General features: G+C 64.1%; 18 protein-coding genes, 1 tRNA gene and 1 pseudogene. 5 read left to right on the top strand and 15 right to left on the bottom strand.

The window, feature by feature from the left end; translation table 11 throughout:
- Positions 1–5 precede the first annotated feature (5 nt).
- Together FJ973_RS27775 and FJ973_RS27770 are read left to right on the top strand one after the other, a co-directional pair.
- Positions 6–1673, top strand: coding sequence for an ABC transporter ATP-binding protein (locus FJ973_RS27775; RefSeq protein WP_140558593.1), 1668 nt, complete (start codon positions 6–8; stop codon positions 1671–1673).
- A 19-nt stretch (positions 1674–1692) separates the two neighbouring features.
- Positions 1693–3063 carry an alpha-glucosidase/alpha-galactosidase gene (locus FJ973_RS27770; RefSeq protein ID WP_140558592.1) on the top strand — a complete coding sequence of 457 codons (1371 nt, stop codon included), beginning with the start codon at positions 1693–1695 and terminating at the stop codon, positions 3061–3063.
- Between the two features lie 18 nt (positions 3064–3081).
- Here FJ973_RS27770 and yacG read toward each other — a convergent pair whose 3' ends face one another.
- The 9 genes and pseudogenes from yacG to FJ973_RS31790 all read right to left on the bottom strand — a co-directional run.
- Entirely contained in the window at positions 3082–3279 is a 198-nt protein-coding gene (gene yacG / locus FJ973_RS27765) for a DNA gyrase inhibitor YacG (RefSeq protein WP_140501037.1), read from the bottom strand.
- A complete protein-coding gene (locus FJ973_RS27760) occupies positions 3276–3902 on the bottom strand; it encodes a Maf-like protein (RefSeq protein WP_140501039.1) in 627 nt (208 codons plus the stop codon). Before FJ973_RS27760 ends, yacG begins: the two co-directional genes overlap by 4 nt.
- A gap of 22 nt (positions 3903–3924) precedes the next feature.
- Positions 3925–4143: a translation initiation factor IF-1 gene (infA, locus tag FJ973_RS27755; protein WP_006200926.1), complete on the bottom strand. Its 219-nt coding sequence runs from the start codon at positions 4141–4143 to the stop codon at positions 3925–3927.
- A 196-nt stretch (positions 4144–4339) separates the two neighbouring features.
- A complete protein-coding gene (locus FJ973_RS27750) occupies positions 4340–4750 on the bottom strand; it encodes a low molecular weight phosphatase family protein (protein ID WP_140501041.1) in 411 nt (136 codons plus the stop codon).
- A gap of 48 nt (positions 4751–4798) precedes the next feature.
- A complete protein-coding gene (locus tag FJ973_RS27745) occupies positions 4799–5284 on the bottom strand; it encodes a UPF0262 family protein (protein ID WP_140501043.1) in 486 nt (161 codons plus the stop codon).
- A 5-nt stretch (positions 5285–5289) separates the two neighbouring features.
- Positions 5290–6582, bottom strand: coding sequence for a histidinol dehydrogenase (gene hisD / locus FJ973_RS27740; protein ID WP_140558590.1), 1293 nt, complete (start codon positions 6580–6582; stop codon positions 5290–5292).
- 3 nt (positions 6583–6585) lie between these two features.
- Positions 6586–7020: a DUF2948 family protein gene (locus FJ973_RS27735; RefSeq protein WP_140501047.1), complete on the bottom strand. Its 435-nt coding sequence runs from the start codon at positions 7018–7020 to the stop codon at positions 6586–6588.
- Between the two features lie 149 nt (positions 7021–7169).
- Positions 7170–8462 carry a UDP-N-acetylglucosamine 1-carboxyvinyltransferase gene (gene murA, locus FJ973_RS27730; RefSeq protein ID WP_140558588.1) on the bottom strand — a complete coding sequence of 431 codons (1293 nt, stop codon included), beginning with the start codon at positions 8460–8462 and terminating at the stop codon, positions 7170–7172.
- A 274-nt stretch (positions 8463–8736) separates the two neighbouring features.
- Positions 8737–8938, bottom strand: a pseudogene (locus FJ973_RS31790) (hypothetical protein); the annotation flags it as partial.
- A 94-nt stretch (positions 8939–9032) separates the two neighbouring features.
- On the opposite strand from FJ973_RS31790, the gene FJ973_RS27720 reads away from it, so the two are divergent.
- A tRNA-Thr gene (locus FJ973_RS27720) sits at positions 9033–9107 on the top strand.
- A 461-nt stretch (positions 9108–9568) separates the two neighbouring features.
- Complete coding sequence (locus FJ973_RS27715) at positions 9569–10957, top strand: multicopper oxidase family protein (RefSeq protein WP_140558585.1); 1389 nt, start codon at positions 9569–9571, stop codon at positions 10955–10957.
- A gap of 18 nt (positions 10958–10975) precedes the next feature.
- On the opposite strand, the gene FJ973_RS27710 is transcribed toward FJ973_RS27715, so the two are convergent.
- The 3 genes from FJ973_RS27710 to FJ973_RS27700 form a co-directional block, all read right to left on the bottom strand.
- Complete coding sequence (locus tag FJ973_RS27710) at positions 10976–11263, bottom strand: PTS sugar transporter subunit IIB (protein ID WP_140513359.1); 288 nt, start codon at positions 11261–11263, stop codon at positions 10976–10978.
- Positions 11264–11280: 17 nt separating this feature from the next.
- Complete coding sequence (locus FJ973_RS27705) at positions 11281–11742, bottom strand: PTS sugar transporter subunit IIA (RefSeq protein WP_140525565.1); 462 nt, start codon at positions 11740–11742, stop codon at positions 11281–11283.
- A 74-nt stretch (positions 11743–11816) separates the two neighbouring features.
- Entirely contained in the window at positions 11817–13223 is a 1407-nt protein-coding gene (locus tag FJ973_RS27700; RefSeq protein WP_140501059.1) for a PTS transporter subunit IIC, read from the bottom strand.
- Between the two features lie 586 nt (positions 13224–13809).
- Between FJ973_RS27700 and FJ973_RS27695 the strand changes: the two genes are divergently transcribed.
- A complete protein-coding gene (locus FJ973_RS27695; RefSeq protein WP_140558583.1) occupies positions 13810–15123 on the top strand; it encodes an NAD(P)H-dependent oxidoreductase in 1314 nt (437 codons plus the stop codon).
- Positions 15124–15217: 94 nt separating this feature from the next.
- On the opposite strand, the gene proC is transcribed toward FJ973_RS27695, so the two are convergent.
- Genes proC through FJ973_RS27680 form a run of 3 tightly spaced genes read right to left on the bottom strand, consistent with a single transcriptional unit; the run spans position 15218 to position 18406 of the window.
- A complete protein-coding gene (proC, locus tag FJ973_RS27690) occupies positions 15218–16033 on the bottom strand; it encodes a pyrroline-5-carboxylate reductase (protein ID WP_140558582.1) in 816 nt (271 codons plus the stop codon).
- Between the two features lie 59 nt (positions 16034–16092).
- Positions 16093–17439, bottom strand: a complete 1347-nt coding sequence (locus FJ973_RS27685) for an O-antigen ligase (RefSeq protein ID WP_140558580.1) — start codon at positions 17437–17439, stop codon at positions 16093–16095.
- On the bottom strand, positions 17408–18406 hold the full coding sequence (locus FJ973_RS27680) for a glycosyltransferase (RefSeq protein ID WP_140558579.1): 999 nt from the start codon (positions 18404–18406) through the stop codon (positions 17408–17410). The genes FJ973_RS27685 and FJ973_RS27680 overlap by 32 nt, the downstream gene beginning before the upstream one ends.
- Positions 18407–18553 lie beyond the last annotated feature (147 nt).

Here is an 18553-nt window from a genome sequence, read left to right as displayed (position 1 = left end):
TTGGGATGACGCTCGCGCTCGCCGAACCTTTCGCACCTTCCGTCCGGCACGACCATGACGGACGCCAGGGAGAACCCGTCATCGATGCCCGCAACATCGAGGTCGTCTTCAAGGTCGAGCACGGCACGGTCGAGGCGGTCAAGGACGTCTCGTTCCAGCTCTATCGCGGCGAGACGATCGCCATCGTCGGCGAATCCGGTTCCGGCAAATCGGTGACGGCGCGCACCGTCATGGGATTGCTGTCCCGGCGCGCCACCGTGTCGCCGAGATCGACCGTCTGTTATGATGGGCAGAACATCCTGAAGTTCCCCGAAAGCGCCCGGCGCAAGCTGCGCGGCAACCGCATCTCGATGATCTTCCAGGAGCCGATGAGCTCGCTCAATCCGATCTATACGATCGGCAGCCAGATCGTCGAGGCGATCAGGGTTCATCGCAAGGTCGGCCGGCGGCAAGCCTGGGCACGGGCGCTCGAACTCCTGCAGCATGTCCAGATCCCGGATCCCGTCGCGCGGCTCAAGCAATATCCGCATCAGCTCTCGGGCGGCCAGCGCCAGCGCGTGATGATCGCCATGGCGCTGGCCAACGATCCCGACGTGCTGATCGCCGACGAACCGACGACGGCGCTCGACGTCACCGTCCAGGCACAGATCCTGAACCTGATCCGCAATCTGCAGAAAGAGCTGCGCATGGCGGTGATCCTGATCACCCATGACCTCACGGTCGTGCGCAAATTCTCCGACTACGTCTATGTCATGCAGCATGGCGAGATGCGGGAGCATAACGTCACCGAACGTCTGTTCTCCGATCCCCAGCATCCCTATACGCAACGACTGCTCGCCTCCGAACCGCGCGGGCGGCCACAACCGCTGCCGGAGGGCTCCGGCACCATCCTCGAAGCGAACGGGGTGCGCGTCTGCTTCATGCTGCGTCACGGCACCTTCCTCAAACCCGACTGGCGCGAGCTGGTCGCCGTCGACGATCTCGGTCTCAAGCTTTGCCGCCACGAAACACTGGGACTGGTCGGCGAATCCGGCTCCGGCAAGACCACATTCGGCCAGTGCCTGCTCAGGTTGATCGATGCCAAGCGCGGCGAGATCCGTTTCGACGGCCAGCCGATCCATGGGCTGTCACGGGCCGAGATGCGGCCGCTGCGATCGCGCATGCAGGTCGTCTTCCAGGATCCGTTCTCCTCGCTCAACCCGCGCATGACGATCGGGCAGATCATCGAGGAAGGGCTGATCGTCAACGGCATCGGGGCGACGCGGCGCGAGCGGGTCGAGCGGGTGCGCGAGGCGCTGGTCAGCGCCGGCATGCCGGGCGACATCCTTTCGCGATTTCCGCACGAGTTCTCCGGCGGACAGCGGCAGCGCATCGCGATTGCGCGCGCCATTGCATTGGAACCGGAATTCATCCTGCTCGATGAGCCGACATCGGCGCTGGACCTCTCCGTCCAGGCGCAGATCATCGATCTCTTGCGCAGGCTGCAGGACGAGCGCGGCCTGAGTTATCTTTTCATCTCGCACGATCTCAAGGTGGTGCGCGCTCTGTGTCACCGCGTCATCGTCATGCAGCACGGCAAGATCGTCGAACAGGGACCTGTCGACGAGGTCCTCACCAATCCCAAGACCGCCTACACCGAACGGCTCGTCCGGGCCGCTTTCGACGTGGCCTGAACACATGCCGGAGGTTAGCGTGGCAAGAAATCCCAGGATCACTTTCATCGGCGCCGGCTCGACCGTGTTCATGAAGAACATCGTCGGCGACGTGCTGCAGCGGCCGGCGCTTTCGGGCGCGACGATCGCGCTGATGGACATCGATCCGCAGCGGCTGGAAGAGAGTGCCGTCGTCGTCAACAAGCTGATCGCGACGCTCGGCGTGAAGGCGAAAGCGGAGACCTATTCCGACCAGCGCAAGGCGCTGGCCGGTGCCGATTTCGTCGTCGTCGCCTTCCAGATCGGCGGCTACGAGCCCTGCACCGTCACCGACTTTGAAGTGCCGAAGAAATATGGCCTGCGCCAGACCATAGCCGACACGCTCGGCGTCGGCGGCATCATGCGAGGCCTGAGGACCGTGCCGCATCTGTGGAAGATCTGCGAGGACATGCTCGCCGTCTGCCCCGAGGCGATCATGCTGCAATACGTCAACCCGATGGCGATCAACACCTGGGCGATATCGGAGAAATATCCAGAGATCAGGCAGGTCGGCCTCTGCCACTCGGTGCAGGGCACCGCGATGGAACTGGCGCACGATCTCGATCTTCCCTACGAGGACATCCGCTATCGCTCCGCCGGCATCAACCACATGGCCTTCTACCTGAAGTTCGAGCACCGCCAGGCCGACGGCTCCTACCGCGACCTCTACCCGGATCTCCTGCGCGCCTATCGCGATGGCCGCGCGCCCAAGCCCGGCTGGAATCCGCGCTGCCCCAACAAGGTGCGTTACGAGATGCTGACCCGGCTCGGCTATTTCGTCACCGAAAGCTCCGAACATTTCGCCGAATACACGCCCTATTTCATCAAGAGCGGCCGTCCCGACCTGATCGAGAAATACGGTATCCCGCTGGATGAATATCCCAAGCGCTGCATCGAGCAGATCGAGCGTTGGCAGGGACAGGCGGAAGCCTATCGTTCGGCCGAGCGCATCGAGGTCGAGCAGTCGAAGGAATATGCCTCCTTGATCATGAATTCGGTCTGGACCGGCGAGCCGTCGGTGATCTACGGCAATGTTCGCAACAATGGCTGCATCACCTCGCTGCCCCGCGAGTGCGCCGCCGAGGTGCCGTGCCTGGTCGACGCCTCCGGCATCCAGCCGACTTACATCGGCGACCTGCCGCCGCAATTGACGGCGCTGATCCGCACCAACATCAACGTGCAGGAACTGACGGTGCGGGCGCTGACGAGCGAGAACCGGGAACACGTCTACCATGCGGCGATGATGGATCCGCACACGGCAGCCGAGCTCGATCTCGACCAGATATGGTCACTGGTGGACGAGCTTCTTGCCGCCCACGGCGACTGGCTGCCGGCCTGGGCACGCGTGAGCCGCAAGACTGAAGCCGCCTGACCAAGCGTCGCTCTTAGCTTATTTCGGCTCGTCGGCGTCGGGTTCTTCCTCGTCGTCGCGGGCTTTGATGACATAGGCGCCCTTCAGCCAGCGGTTGAGGTCGATGTCCTTGCAGCGCTTGGAGCAGAACGGGTAGGTCTCGCGCGCCGAAGGCTTGCCGCATTCGGGGCAGGGGCGCCTTGGCCGCAGCGGCGTCACCTTGTCGTCCGCGCTCATGGCCGCGCCGAGGACCAGTTTTGATGGACCTTGAAGCCTTCGCCCGAAAGCAAGGCTACGGTCTCGTAAAGCGGCAAGCCGACGACATTGGTGTAGGAGCCGACCAGCTTGACGACGAAAGCGCCCGCAAGCCCCTGCACGGCATAGCCGCCGGCCTTGCCGCGCCATTCTCCCGACGCGACATAGGCGTCGATCTCCTCGCGCGGCAGCCGCTTGAACCGCACGCGCGTCTCGACCAGCCGCTGGCGCAGTTTGCCGCCGGGCGTGATCAGGCAGATGCCGGAATAGACCCGGTGCGAACGCCCCGACAGCAATCCGAGGCAGTTGGCGGCATCGTCGAGCGTCTCGGCCTTGGGCAGGATGCGCCGCCCGACAGCGACCACCGTGTCGGCGGCCAGCACCAAGGCCGGCGCGTAGTCGGTTTCCGACTTCAGCGAGGCAAATGCCTTTTCGGCCTTTTCCTTCGACAGCCTTTTGGCCAGCGAGCGCGGATGCTCGGCACGCAGCGGCGTCTCGTCTATGTCGGCAGGCAATATGCGGTCCGGTTCGATGCCGGCCTGCTGCAGGAGTTCGATGCGGCGCGGCGAACCCGAGGCAAGCACCAGCTTCAGCAAAATGCTCATCGCGGACCAGTCGGCCTTGATCTTACTTGAAACGATAGGTGATGCGGCCCTTGGTCAGGTCGTAGGGCGTCATCTCGACCAGGACCTTGTCGCCGGTCAGCACGCGGATGCGGTTCTTGCGCATGCGGCCGGCCGTATGGGCTATGATTTCGTGTTCGTTTTCGAGTTTCACCCGGAACATGGCGTTGGGCAGCAGTTCCGTGACGACACCCGGAAACTCGAGGACTTCTTCCTTCGGCATTCGATACCTTTGCTTGGATGGTTTCCCGGCGTTTAGAGCATGATGCCGAAAAGTATGAAGCGGTTTTCGGACGACATCATGCTCTACTTCTTTGATCTAGAGTCGGAAGCTGTCAGGTCGAAGAGACCCAACCGCATCCGACTCTAGCCGGAAATTCGGCGGAACCTATATGATAATCGTCGGCTTGTGAACACGCTTAATCCGTCGCGTTTTTTGCTTCTGGAAGCAAAAAACGTCGGCCTATGCGCAACTTCAGCCGTTCGCGCACATCGCGATAGGCCGCGATGATCTGCTCGCGCGTGCCGCTGGCGCCGGTAGGATCCGGCGTCGGCCAGTATTCGACCTCAACGGCGAGCGAGCGGGTGAGCTCCAGCGCGGCATGGTGCGCCTCCGGCGCGAGCGTGACGATGAGATCGAAATAGTCGTCTTCCAGCTCGTCCATCGTCCTTGGATGGCGCTCGCCCAGCGACAGGCCTTCCTCGGCAAGTACGGCATCGACGAACGGGTCACGCTCGCCGCTGCGCACGCCCGCGGAGGCGACGAAGGTGCTGGCCGGCAGCATGCGCCGCGCCAACAGCTCGGCCATCGGCGAGCGCACGGCATTCATGCCGCACAGGAACAGGATCGAACGGGGCGGTGCGCCGGCGGTCAGGGGTTAACCCCGCCAATGGAGCACGCAGACCAGCGTGAACAGCCGGCGCGCCGTGTCGAAATCGATGTCGATCTTGCCGGCGAGCCGGTCCATCAACGTCTGCGAACCCTCATTGTGCAGGCCGCGGCGACCCATGTCGATCGCCTCGATATGGCTCGGCGTCGAGGAGCGAATGGCGTCGTAATAGCTTTCGCAGATCATGTAGTAGTCCTTGACGATGCGCCTGAGCGGCGTCAGCGACAGGATATGGGTCACCACGGCGGAACCGTCGTCGCGCGTCACGGCGAAAACCAGGCGGGACTCGGCCAGCGACAGCTTCAGCCGGTAGGGGCCCGCGCCGCTGTCGTTGACCGGTTGAAAACTGTTCTCCTCGATCAGGTCGAAGATCGCCACCGCGCGTTCGTGCTCGACGTCGGGCGTCGAACGGCCGATCGATTCATCGAGTTCGACATCGATCAGCCTCGCCCGGGTTTGATCGGAGCCCGACATGGCGCCTACATGTTCAGCCGTATGGCGACGGAGCGTCCATGCGCGTCGAGCCCTTCGGCCTTGGCCAGCGCGATCGCGGCAGGCGCCAGCGCGCGCAATTGCTCGGGCCCGAGCTTCAGGATCGAGGTGCGCTTGACGAAATCGAGTACCGAAAGGCCTGACGAGAAACGCGCCGAGCGTGCCGTCGGCAGCACGTGGTTGGAACCGCCGACATAGTCGCCGATGGCTTCCGGCGTATGGCGGCCGAGAAACACGGCACCGGCATTGTGCATCCGCGACAGGAAACCCTCGGCATCGTCGATTGCCAGTTCGACATGCTCGGCCGCGATACGGTCGACCAGCGGCAGCGCCGCCTCGATCGCCGCAACCTCGATCACCGCGCCGAAATCGCGCCAACTCGCCGCCGCCGTCTCCGCCCGTGGCAGGTTTGGCAGCTGCCGTTCGACCGCCTCCTCCACCGCCTTGCCAAAGGCCGGATCGTCGGTGATCAGGATCGACTGCGCCGACGCGTCATGTTCGGCCTGGGCCAGGAGATCGGCGGCGATCCAGTCGGGATCATTGTCGCCGTCGGCCACGACCAGCACTTCCGAGGGGCCGGCGATCATGTCGATGCCGACGGTGCCGAACACCTGGCGCTTGGCCGCCGCGACATAGGCATTGCCAGGGCCGACGATCTTGGCGACCGGCTTGATCGTCTCGGTGCCATAAGCCAGGGCAGCGATCGCCTGGGCGCCGCCGACGCGATAGATTTCCGGCACGCCGGCAAGATCGGCCGCCACCAGCACAAGCGGATTGATGACGCCACTGGGTGCCGGCACCACCATGACGATGCGCTCCACGCCGGCGACCTTGGCCGGTATGGCGTTCATCAGCACCGAACTCGGATAGCTCGCAGTGCCGCCCGGCACGTAGAGCCCGACCGCCTCGACCGCGGTCCAGCGCCAGCCGAGCTCGACGCCCGCGGCATCGGTAAAGCGGTCGTCCTTCGGCCGCTGCCGCTCGTGGTAGGCGCGGATGCGGTCGCGCGCGAATTCGAGCGCCTCGATCGTCTGGTGGTCGCAAGCGGCATAGGCGCGGGCGATCTCGTCCTTCGACACGGCAATGCCGAGTTCCCTGAGGTCGGCCCTGTCGAAGCGTCTGGTAAAGTCGACGAGGGCGGCGTCGCCGTCGGCGCGCACGCGCGCGATGATCTGGCGCACGGCCGCGTCGACATCGGCCGACACTTCTCTCTTGGTGGTGAGGAAAGCGGCGAAACGCTGTTCGAAATCGGCGTCGGACTGGCGAAGCGTGATGGCCATCGCTCAGGCCCTGTGCACGGGACGCGACGTGGCTTCCCACGCGCCGCCGACATCCGCAAGGCGGGCCTCGATGCATTCGACATCGAGCATGATTGCGCCGCCTCCCGAAAAGATCAGCTCGACTATGCCGGCCGGCTTGCTGATCTCGATGAAGCTGATCGCCAGCAGCGACAGCACTTCGGCCGGCTTGTCGCGGGCTATGCCGCTGGTCTTGGCGCCCAGAACCCGATCGAAATGCAGCACGGCCTGGCGCCGTTCGTTGTGCTGGCGAAAGAAGCCCGATTTGGCCTCCCAGACGAAACGGTTCATGGTCAGCACGAAACGCTTGGCCGCGGGAAGGTATTCAAGGTCCGAGACTTTCATCACGGCGTCCTGGACATGGGCGGAGACGATGCTCAGGTCCTGGTCGTCGAGGGCGATAAGCTTAAGGCCGTTCATGCGGATTTCGCACCTGAAAATTGACTGTTCAGCCTTCTGTTAGAGCATGATCCCGAAAAGTGGAAACCGCTTTTCGGAAAAGATCATGCTCAAGCAGGAATCCGGAGGTCGTTCCGGTCCGCGCAGCCGTGAGGCGGGCGGGGATCGGTCTAAGCCGAGATCCGTTCGATCACGGCGCCGCAATTGGACAGCTTTTCCTCCAGCCGCTCGAAGCCGCGGTCGAGATGATAAACGCGGTTGACCGTGGTTTCGCCTTCGGCCGCAAGGCCGGCGATGACCAGCGAAACGGAAGCGCGAAGGTCGGTCGCCATGACAGGCGCGCCCTTCAATTTCGGCACGCCGTCGACGATCGCCGTCTGGCCCGAAAGTGTGATGTGGGCGCCCAGGCGCGCGAGTTCCTGCACATGCATGAAGCGGTTTTCGAAGATCGTCTCGGTGATGCGCGACTTGCCCTTGGCCATGGTCATCAGGCCCATGAACTGCGCCTGCAGATCGGTGGGGAAGGCCGGGAAGGGCGCCGTCGTCACGTCGACCGGTGAAATGCCGTTGCCGTTGCGCTTGACGCGGATGCCGGAATTGGTCGGCGTGATCTCGGCGCCCGTCTGCGAGATCACGTCCAGCGCGGTCTGCAGCAAATCGGGACGCGCGCCTTCGAGCACGACGTCGCCGCCGGTCATGGCGACGGCCATGGCATAGGTGCCGGTCTCGATGCGGTCCGGGATGACGCGCACGCGCGCGCCCGACAGCGCCTCGACGCCGTCGATGGTGATGGTTGGCGTGCCGGCGCCGGAAATCTTGGCGCCCATGGCATTGAGGCATTCGGCGAGGTTGACGATCTCGGGCTCGCAGGCGGCGTTTTCAAGCACCGTCTCGCCCTTGGCGAGCGACGCCGCCATCATGAGCACATGGGTGGCGCCGACCGACACTTTCGGAAAGACATAACGGTTGCCGACGAGGCGGCCATTCCTGGTCTTGGCGATGACATAGCCGGTGTCGACGTCGATGTCGGCGCCCAGCGCCTGCAGGCCTTCCAGGAACAGGTCGACCGGCCGCGTGCCGATGGCGCAACCGCCCGGCAACGACACCTTGGCCTCGCCCATGCGGGCCAGCAGCGGGCCGATGACCCAGAACGAAGCGCGCATCTTCGACACCAGCTCGTAGGGTGCCGTCGTGTCGACGATGTTGCGGGCGGAGAAGTTGATGGTACGCGAATAGCCTTCATTCTGCTTTTCGCGGCGTCCGTTGACCGAATAATCGACGCCGTGATTGCCCAGGATGCGGATCAGCTGCTCGACATCGGCCAGATGCGGCACGTTTTCGAGCGTCAGCGTGTCGTCCGTCAGAAGCGACGCGATCATCAACGGCAGGGCGGCGTTTTTCGCGCCCGAGATCGGAATGCTTCCGGCGAGCTTGTTGCCGCCGACAATTCTGATGCGATCCATGAAGACTATCCCCTCGGCCCCGAAAGCCGGTTTCAATCGTTTGAGTATCGGCCCGTCTAGACCATCGGCCAGCCTGGTTCAAGAAATAGGATTTCCTGGTACCCGACCCAAGAGTCGCTGATTTGAGTTAATCTTTTTGTATTTCCTTCGCCGCGCCGAGCCCGTCCGGCCGCTTGTCGGGCTCGTCGGGCTCGCCGGCGCGCCGCTTGTCGGCGTCGTCGGCGTGCTGCCTGCCAATGTGGCCCGCGCGATGTTTGTCAGCCTCGCCGGTGCGCTGTTTGTCCGCGTCTCCCGCGCGCCGCGAGCGCGACTGCGCCTTGCGTTTCAGCAGATTCGCGCGCAGCTGCTCGGCCAGGCGGTCCTTGCGGCCGGTGCCGCCCCTTTTCGGTGGAGTTGTCGTGTCGTTCATTGTCCCGTCCTAGCCGGCGGCCGGCCAGCCCGCTATTCAGGCATAACCAACATTGTGGCGCGGCCATGTCATCAGAACCTATCCGGCAAAGGCTTTCACAGATGCTTTGCACTTGGCCTTGCGCTCGCCGGTTCGATATGGCAGAAGCCCCGCCATCAGCGGCTGCGGTAGCTCAGTGGTAGAGCACTCCCTTGGTAAGGGAGAGGTCGAGAGTTCAATCCTCTCTCGCAGCACCAGTCTGTCGGACATTTCAGCGCCATGCATCCCGTTCTTGTGTCTTTCCGGCACGGGCGGGCAACACAAGGCGCATCCCGGCACCTGAATTTGAGGATTTCGCGCAAGGTTGGTTCCCGTCGTGCTTTCATGGCGGGAGCAAATCGGCCTGCTTGCTTTCCTCCGCGACGAGCGCCGGCCCATAGCGGGCGACCGCTTGGCGCCCTTCCGCCCCCCACCCGCCCGATCGGACGGTTGAAAACATCGGCATTGGCGACCCGGGCGAGTCCGCTCCGGTCAGTGCCTTGAAGCATGATCTGGCGCGGCCGTCGTCCCGATCAGAGTCGCAGGGCGAAGCGCCGTCCGCGCAGACGGCGCTGGTTGCGGCTTCATCGGGACGCAAATGCCGATATCGGGATTTGCGCTGGCCGCCCGATCATGATTCAAGTCGGCGATTCCGAGGGCTTTCCCGCTGGAGCGCAGCATGACCTTGATCACACGCCGTCGACTTCTGAAATCGGCAGCGTTTGCCGGTGCGGGCGGGCTCGCCGCGATGGGGAGGCTTGGCGGCTGGGCCGCCGCCGGCCCCGAGCCGGTGGTGCTGCAGACGGCCAAAATCCAGGCCAGGCTGATGGAGATCGGCCCGACCCGGGAAGTGCTGACCTATGGCAGCGCCGGAATGCCGCCGGTGCTGAGGATGAAAAAGGGCGAGCCCTTCGCCGCCCGGCTCGTCAACGCGATCGACGACCCGACGACGATCCACTGGCACGGCGTTCGGGTCCCCAACAAGATGGACGGCGTTCCGTTCCTGGTCCAGCCCTACGTCTATACCGGCGATCATTTCGACTACGCCTTCACGCCGCCCGATGCCGGCACCTTCTGGTATCACCCGCATTGCAATACGCTGGAGCAAATGGGGCACGGCCTGACCGGCGTCATCGTGGTCGAAAATCCCGGTGATCCGAAATTCGATGCCGAAATCGTCCTCAATCTGCGCGACTGGCGCCTCGGCGACGATGGCCAGTTCATCGATCAGTTCCGGCCGCGGGATGCCGCGAGAACCGGCACCTATGGCACGGTGCGCACGGCCAACTGGCTCGACCAGCCGCACTATGACGCGCCAGCCGGCGGGCTGGTGCGGCTGCGCGTCGCCATCACCGACGTGACGCGCATCCATGCCTTTCGCGTCGACGGCGCGGAGGCGACGGTGATCGCGCAGGATGGCAATCCGGTGCCGCAGCGTTTTTCGCCCGATGCCTTGCTGCTTGGCCCGGGACAGCGCATGGAACTCGCCATCCGCATGCCGGACGCGGAGGGCGCGGTCGTGAGCCTGCGGGACGTCAGGGGCACCAAGCCCAAGGTGCTGGCTACCTTGCGTGCGGCTGGCAACTCGCTGAAGCGCGACATTCGTGATGTCGCGCCGCTGGAGGCCAATCCGGTGGCCGAGGTCGATCTCTCCGCTGCCCAGCATATTTCGCTGGCGCTCAGCGCCACGGCCGAGAACATTCCGAGCGACGGCATATGCGGTTCGCTCGGCTACAGTTTCTGGGCCATCAACAAGGTGCCGTGGCCGGGTGACACGCCGGATCCGACCGCGCCGCTGGCCGAATTGAAGCTTGGCAGGAGCTATGTCATCGACATGGAGAACCTGACGCCGCAATCGCATCCGATGCATTTGCACGGCATGAGCTTCAAAGTGCTGTCATCCTCGACTCGGCCCGTGCAGCCGCTGGTTTCCGACACCTATCTCATCCAGCCCAACGAGAAGGTGAGCCTCGCCTTCGTCGCCGACAACCCCGGCGACTGGCTGCTGCACTGCCACATCATCGAGCATCAGAAGTCGGGCATGACGAGCTACGTCAGGGTGACCTGAAACCGAGCGCGCCGCGGCCTACTTGCGCAGTTGCGCCTCGATCTCGTCGAGCACCTTGTCCTTGCCGATGCCGGTGAGGAAGGCGAGGCCCTTGATGACCGGCTTGGTCACCGAAGCCGAGATCGGCGTCGTGGCGACGATGAAGTCGACGCTGTCGGCCAGCCCCGGCACTTCGGTCGCCTTGGCCTGCTGGGCGTTGAAGGTCAGGCCGCGCTGCTTCATCGCCTCGGTGACGGCGACGTTGACCGCGGTCGAGGTGGCTATGCCCGTGCCGCAGGCAAAGAGAATTGTTTTCTGTCTGGACATCTCTTGCTTCTCCTTGTTCAGCCGAGCACGGCCCGAACGTCGTCTAGCGTCGTGGCCGACCTCAGGCCGTCCAATGCATCTGGATTCTGGATGGTGGCCATGACGGCCTGCAGCGCTTCAATCTGCTTGTCCTTGTCATTGATGGCAAGCAGGAAGACGAAGCCGACCGGCAGCTTCTCGTCAGGGTCTTCCATGTTGGCGAAGACGACGGGGTGCTTCAATGTGCCCAAAGCGATCCCGGGCTTCAGGACATGTTCGGGATCGGTGTGCGGCACCGCGACATTGTCGGGGCGCTCCAGCGGCAGTCCTGTCGGGATGGTCAACTCGCGACGCACGACCGCGTCGGCATAGGAGTTCTTGACATAGCCGAGCGTCTCGAGCCGGCCGGCCAGGATGCGGATGATCTGCTCATTGGTCGAGGCATCGGATCCGAGCACGATCGCTTCGGGGTCCAGAAGCTGCATGAGTCCGTCAGACATGTTTTTGCTCCGTCGATAAAATCGTGCGCCCGGGGAGGGCGCACGATCATTTCAAACGTCAGGCGTGATGAGGCTCAGGCCGTGCCTTCGGCCGGCTCGTCCTCGGCGCCCGCTGCCCGTTCCCAGCCGAGCGTGTTGCGGCGATAGAGGACGAACAGTGCCGCGATGACCACGGCGATCACGACGATGCCGGTAAGGCCAAGTCCCTGGATCGCCTCGATGATCACATAGGGCACCCACAGGAAGCCGTCGACGACGGAGGTGATCTGCAGCGCGTCTGCCGGCAGCTTGAAGCCCGAGGCGACGGCAGCACTTGTGAACAGCGGCGCCAGCGCGTTGGCGACGTAGAAGCCGATCGCCAGCGTCACCGTGCCGATCACCACCATGCGGAACACATTGCCTTTGACCAATGGCGCGGTCATGGCGACGATGAAGGGAATGACCGCCAAGTCGGCGAACAGGATGACGCGGTTGCCCGGCAGGATCACCGACAGGATGATCGCGATCGGCACAAGGATCAGCGATGACGAGATCGCGGCGGGATGACCGATCAGGATGGCGGAGTCCAGGCCGACCAGAAGCTCGCGGTCGCCGGTGCGCTTGCGCACGAATTCCTGCGCCGCGTCGGAGACCGGGATCAGGCCCTCCATCAGGATCTTCACCATGCGCGGCAAAAGCAGCATGACGGCTGCCAGGGTCATGCCGGTGCCCAGCACCTTGGCGAGCACCGTGCCGAGATCGCCGGCATTGTAGAAGGCGATGGCGCCGAGCACGAGGCCGATGATCAAGCCGAGCACGACAGGTTCGCCGAACACGCCGAACCGGCGCTCGATCGTCTCGGTGTTGATGTTGATGCGGTTGATGCCGGGAATGCGGTCCATGATCCAGTTCAGGATGATGGCGATCGGCAGGATCTGCGCGGAAGCCAGGTGCGGCACCGAAATGCCGGGCACGCCGTAGAACTGCTGCACTGCGCGCGCCGACCAGTCGGCGAACAGCAGCGACAGTGCCGCGACCAATGCCGCGATGGCGATGCCGTAGGCCAGATTGTCGGTCGCCGCCACGACCAGCGAGCCGACAAAGGCGAAGTGCCAGAAGTTCCAGACGTCGACATTGAGCGTGCGCGTCATGCGCGTCAGCAACAGCACGATGTTGACTAGGATGCCGACGGGGATGACCCACAGGCCGACCGACGAGCCGAAGGCGATGGCGGCCGCCGACGGCCAGCCGACATCGATGATGTCGCGATGAATGCCGGTGTTGGTGACGATGGCCTTGGCGACGTCGCCGATCGACGTGAACATCAGGCCAAGCACGAGGTTGATGCCGATGAAGGCGACGCCGATGGTGACCGCGGCGCGAAAAGCCTTGCTGACCTTTGCGCCCAGAACGACGGCTATGATGAAAATGACGATCGGCAGCAGCACTGTTGCGCCGAGCGTGTCGATGGCCCCTTTGAGGCCCGCAAGAATAGTATCCATTTGTCCTCCCCTGGAGCACCGAGCCCGACCCCCGGGTTCGAAATGATGCTCCGTTGACCTCCAACGCCTTTGCCGCCAACCTCGGCGCAAAGGCACTCCCCGTTCTGCCCGCGAGGCGGAATGCGTCCCGCTCGGTGATGCGGGATGAACATTTGCCTTCGCTGGCGAACGAATGTTTTATTGAGGCAGTTCAAGGCAATGTCAATTGGCAAGTCTTTGAACCCAAGGCATCCGGGCTGACGGAGCCTTCGCCTGTGCGCTCTTGACGGAGCATTGAACGGAAAAACCCGCCTGTGCGGCGGGCCCTTGGCGCAACTCAGCACCATGGGCAAATATGTAGCATAGTTGCCCTCACCCAGTCAAGAAAAAATTCCTATCATGAGAAGCTGCCGGCACAGCGGACTGGCAGTCGTCAGGTCTTTGTCGCCGAGTTCGGAGCCCAGTCTTTGGGCCAACCGAACCGTGGCGAGCGCCTCTGTCCTGCGCGATTTCATGGGAAATTGACGGGCCGAGGCCAGTTTCGTTGGCAAGGAGGAGCTATTCCCTGCTAATCCGACGCGAACCAGGAAGCTGTGGACATCCCCGCATGACCAATGTCGCCTTGACCGGGCTCGCCCGCGATCTCGCCAGCCGTGCCGCCGAGGGCCGCCCGGTACGCATCGGCGTCATCGGTTCGGGCGAAATGGGCACCGATCTGGTCACGCAAGGCATGCTGATGCCCGGCATTTCGGTCTGCGCGGTCTCGACAAGACGTCCGCATACGGCGCGCGAAGCGGTCCGCATCGCCTATGGTGACGAAGCGATGGCCGTCGAAGCCGATACCGCTTCGAAAGTCACCGCGGCGATCGAGTCGGGAAAGATCGCCATCACCTCCAACGAGATGCTGGTCACCAATCCGCTGATCGACGTCGTCATCGACGCCACCGGCAAGCCCGGCGTCGCCGCCGACTTCGACCTGATGGCGATGCAGCATGGCAAGCATCTGGTGATGATGAATGTCGAGGCCGACGTCACTATCGGCTGCTATCTCAAGCAGCAGGCAGATCGCCTCGGCGTCGTCTATTCGGTCGGCGCCGGAGACGAGCCCTCGAGCTGCATGGAGCTGATCGAGTTCGCCTCCGCACTGGACTTGACCATCGTCTCGGCCGGCAAGGGCAAGAACAACCCGCTTAACCACGATGCCGTGCCCGACGACTATCGCGAGGAAGCGATCCGCCGCAACATGAACCCGCGCATGCTGGTCGAGTTCGTCGACGGTTCGAAAACCATGGTCGAGATGTGCGCCATCGCCAACGCCACCGGGCTGGTGCCCGACGTGCCCGGCATGCACGGCCCGAAGGCCGACCGCGACGACCTCGTCAAGGTGCTCATTCCGCGCGAGCATGGCGGGCTGCTCACGAAAAAGGGCGTTGTCGACTACACCATCGGCAAGGGTGTCGCACCCGGTGTCTTCGTCATCGTCGAGGCGACCCACCCGCGCATCGTCGAGCGCATGGACGACCTGCATATCGGCCACGGTCCCTATTACAGCCTGTTCCGACCCTACCATTTGACCTCGCTGGAAGTGCCGCTGACGGCGGCCCGCATCGTGCTCTTCGGCAAGCCCGACATGGTGCCGCTGCCAAGGCCGGTCGCCGAGGTATGCGCCGTCGCCAAGCGGGATCTGGCCGCCGGCGAAAGCTTCGATGCGATCGGCGAGACCTGCTATCGCTCCTGGACGATGACCGTCGAAGACGCTCGCGCCCGGCGTGCCGTGCCGGTCGGCCTGCTCGAGGGCGGCAAGGTGCTGAAACCGGTGAGGAAAGGCGAGCTGTTGACGGCCGACAACGCCGCACCCGACCGGGCGACGAGACTGTTCGCTCTGCGCCGGCTGCAGGATGAGATGCTGTGGGGCACCTGAAACGACCAGTTTATCGACGTCGGCGCAGTGCGCGACACTCACAGCCTTGTTGCGGCGCATCGGCGCCGCGAAAAGCTGAAGCGACCAGACGGCCTTATTTCCCCAGTTCGATCGACCGCAGCCGCGCCGCTTCCACCGCTTGCGTGAGGAGATTGGTCAACCGGTCCTCGCCCATCAGCACTGCCAGCGCGGCCGCCGTCGTGCCGTTGGGGCTGGTGACCTGCTGGCGTAGCAGGCCCGGCTCCTCGCCGCTTTCGGCGGCGAGCGAGGCAGCGCCATAGACGGTCTGCATGGCGAGCAGCTTGGCGGTCGCCGCCGGCAGGCCCGCCTTCTCGGCGGCGACGGTCAACGCTTCGATGAAATGGAAGATATAGGCCGGGCCAGATCCCGAGACGGCGGTCACGGCATCCATCAGGCCCTCGTCGTCGATTGTGGCCACTTCGCCGCTGGCCGCCAAGAGGTCGGCGACGAAACGCTTGGTGTCGTCGGAAACCAGCGGATTGGAAAACACCACCATCATGCCCTTGCCGACGGAAGCAGGCGTGTTGGGCATGCAGCGCACAACAGGCGCGCGGTCGCCCAGGATTTCCTCGAAGGTGGCGACCGGCGTGCCCGCGGCAATGCTGACGAAAATGGTGCGCCCATCGCCGAAACGTTTGTAGGCGGCGGTGACGTCGCGGATCACCTGCGGCTTCACGGCGATAACGATGAGATCAGGCACGGCACCGGCCGGAATATCGGTGGGGTCGGCAGCCGTTCCGCATCCGAGTGCGGCCGCGCGCTGGCGCAGGTCGGCATTGGGCTCGACCACGAAAACGGACGACGGTGCAAGCTTGCCGGATTTCAGCCAGCCCGAGAGCATGGCGTAACCCATATTGCCGCAGCCGGCGAGAACAAGCCTGATCGTCATCGAAAGCCCTCCGAGGAAAGGCTTCACATAAACGCTCGCGGATCAACGGGGAAGCCCTGTCAGGTGGAGTGGCCCAATCGCGCGCCACGACCGGCGTTGCGCAGCGTGACCGGGCGCAGCGAAACTTGTCTGAGCCCAAGCACACCGAGCACGAAGAACAGCCACACCGGATCGCCGCGATGAAAGAAGAAGCTTTCGAGGAAGGCGTTGAGCGCGGCGAACAGCACCACCATCATGAAGAAGTCGCCGAGATAGATGTTTTCCTTGCGCAAGGGAATGCGCACGTAGTCGCGCAAAGGGGCGATCAGGAAAGTGTAGACCGCCACGCAAAGGGCCGGAATGCCCATCAGCACCGCGATATCGAGATAACCGTCATGGCCATGCACGATAGTCCTGATATCCCACGGCCGGTCGAAGGGCTGATCCTGGTTGAGCAGCAGCGGCGTTCCCCAGAAGCTCTCATAGCCGTAGCCGGTCCACGGTTTCTTCGCCAGCATCTCGCCGGCGAACTCCCAGAGCGTGGTGCGCCCGGTATAGGTCAGGCCGGGGAAATAGATCGCCGCCAGCTGTTTCACCGGCGGCAGGAAAACGATGCCCAGCGTGCCGACCGCGGTAGCGACGATCGCCAGCGCGAACAGGATCGGCGTGCCGAGCCGCATGCCGACGATGCTTGGAAACATGACGATCAGGATCGAGAACGGCACCAGGCCGGCCGTGGTCTTGGATCCGGTGTGCAGCATGAACACCATCGCCGCGAAGAAAATTCCGGCGCCCCAGAACCGCTGCCCGCGCCGGAAGAGATAGAGGCCGGCGAAACTGAAGCAGGCCATGACCGGGCCGGCGATGTTCTTGTGGGTGAAGACGCCGCGCCACAGGCCGGCATGTTCCGGTTCTTGCGAATCGGCCGTGTGCATCGCCTCGTGCGGAAAGGCGATGAGGCCGAGATAGGAAAGGCCCATGACCGCCACCGCGGTGAAGATGATGACCTTCGAGAAGGCGTCCGCGTCGCGCGGCAGCACGAGGATCGTCGCCATCGTCAGGATGCCGATCATGGTGAAGGAGGCGGCGCGCATCGCCGAGGGCGGGTCTGTCGCCAGCACCACCGACAGAAAGAAGAAGCCCAGCATCAGCACCCAGGAAGGGCTGAGCAGCGAGCGCACGATGCGCGGATCGGCGAAAGCCATCAGCGAAAAGACGGAAACGGCGCCGAGCGAGCCGAAGCCGAGCTGGTTGACGATGTCGCCGCCTTCGCCGGTGAGTTCCGCGCCCGCGGGCTGGAACGGGCGGAAGGACACCATGACGACGGTGAACAGCAACGCCGCGATCGCGGTTGCCACGCCGTCGCGCGTGAACGCGGCGCCGAGCGGCGCGCGCTCAGTTCTTTTCAGGCTGGCGGTATTGCTCATTGGCATATCCGAATTCGGCCAGCACGCGGCCCAGCGCCACATGGACAGGGTAGATTGCGGCCGCGGGCGATCCTGTCCGTGCCAGCCTGGCGGCCCCGCGAAATGGCGAGGCGGCAAGCAGGGCCAGGCTCTTCAGCAACACCTTGACGCCGGCCAGCGGGGTGCCGGCGCGTTTCTTCTTTTCGACCAGCGTCGAGATCACGCCGTTGCGCAGGCTGCGGGCGCGGATCCAGTCGGCCTCGACCCGCCGGGCCGGGACGGTCTCGGTCACGCTGGCCTCGGCGCACCAGCCAAGCGCGAAGCCGCGCTGCGCCGCCCGGCTCAGGAAGTCGGAATCGCCGCCGCCCATGAAATTGAATCTCAGGTCGAGGAACGGCGGCCCCATGGCGGTAAGCACGTTGCGCCCCACCAGGAGATTGCCGGACGAATAGAGCGCCGGCACGAGGCCCGTCTTGCGGTAGGGCGGCGCGAAGACCGGATGCTTGGCCCAGCGCGCATGGGCGGGATCGGCGAAGTCGGGCACTTGCGGGCCACCGACAATATCGGCGCCAAGGCTCTCGGCCGCCCCGCACATCCGTTCCAGCCAGTGCGGGTCGGCTATCTCGTCATCGTCGATGACCAGCAGGTGCCTGAAATTCGGAAAGTGCAGGATCGCCGCCTGCCAGCCGGCATTGTAGGCGCTGCAATTGCCGCGCTGATGCGCGATGATCACCATGCCCGGTATCTCGCCGCGCTTGAACAGCGGCAGCGACGCCTGGGCGCCGGCACGTGCCTCGGCCTCGTTCTCCATGACGATGACGGCAAAGCGCCTGCCGGTCTGCTGTGCCCGCAGCGACGCCAGCGTTTGCAGGACCTGGTCCGGCCGCTTGAAGGTCGGCAAGGTGACGACGGCTTCGACGCCCTCCGTGTCAAGCCGGGGGGATCGTCCCGCGATCGATACCGAACCGTCCGATGGCAAAGGGATCATCCGTGTCAGCCGCATGGTGGGTCGAGTTCTGTTAGCACCATGACGATAACGTTTCGTTAATCACCTTTCACGGAGTGGCTCTTCAAGCCGAGGTTTTGGGCCGTCGATGCGCGCGCGTTTAATCAAGGGTTCACCGCGCTTTGCTAC

Origin of the sequence: Mesorhizobium sp. B2-1-3, assembly GCF_006442495.1 — a bacterium.
Taxonomy (GTDB): domain Bacteria; phylum Pseudomonadota; class Alphaproteobacteria; order Rhizobiales; family Rhizobiaceae; genus Mesorhizobium.
This window is presented reverse-complemented; position numbering and strand designations above follow the sequence as displayed.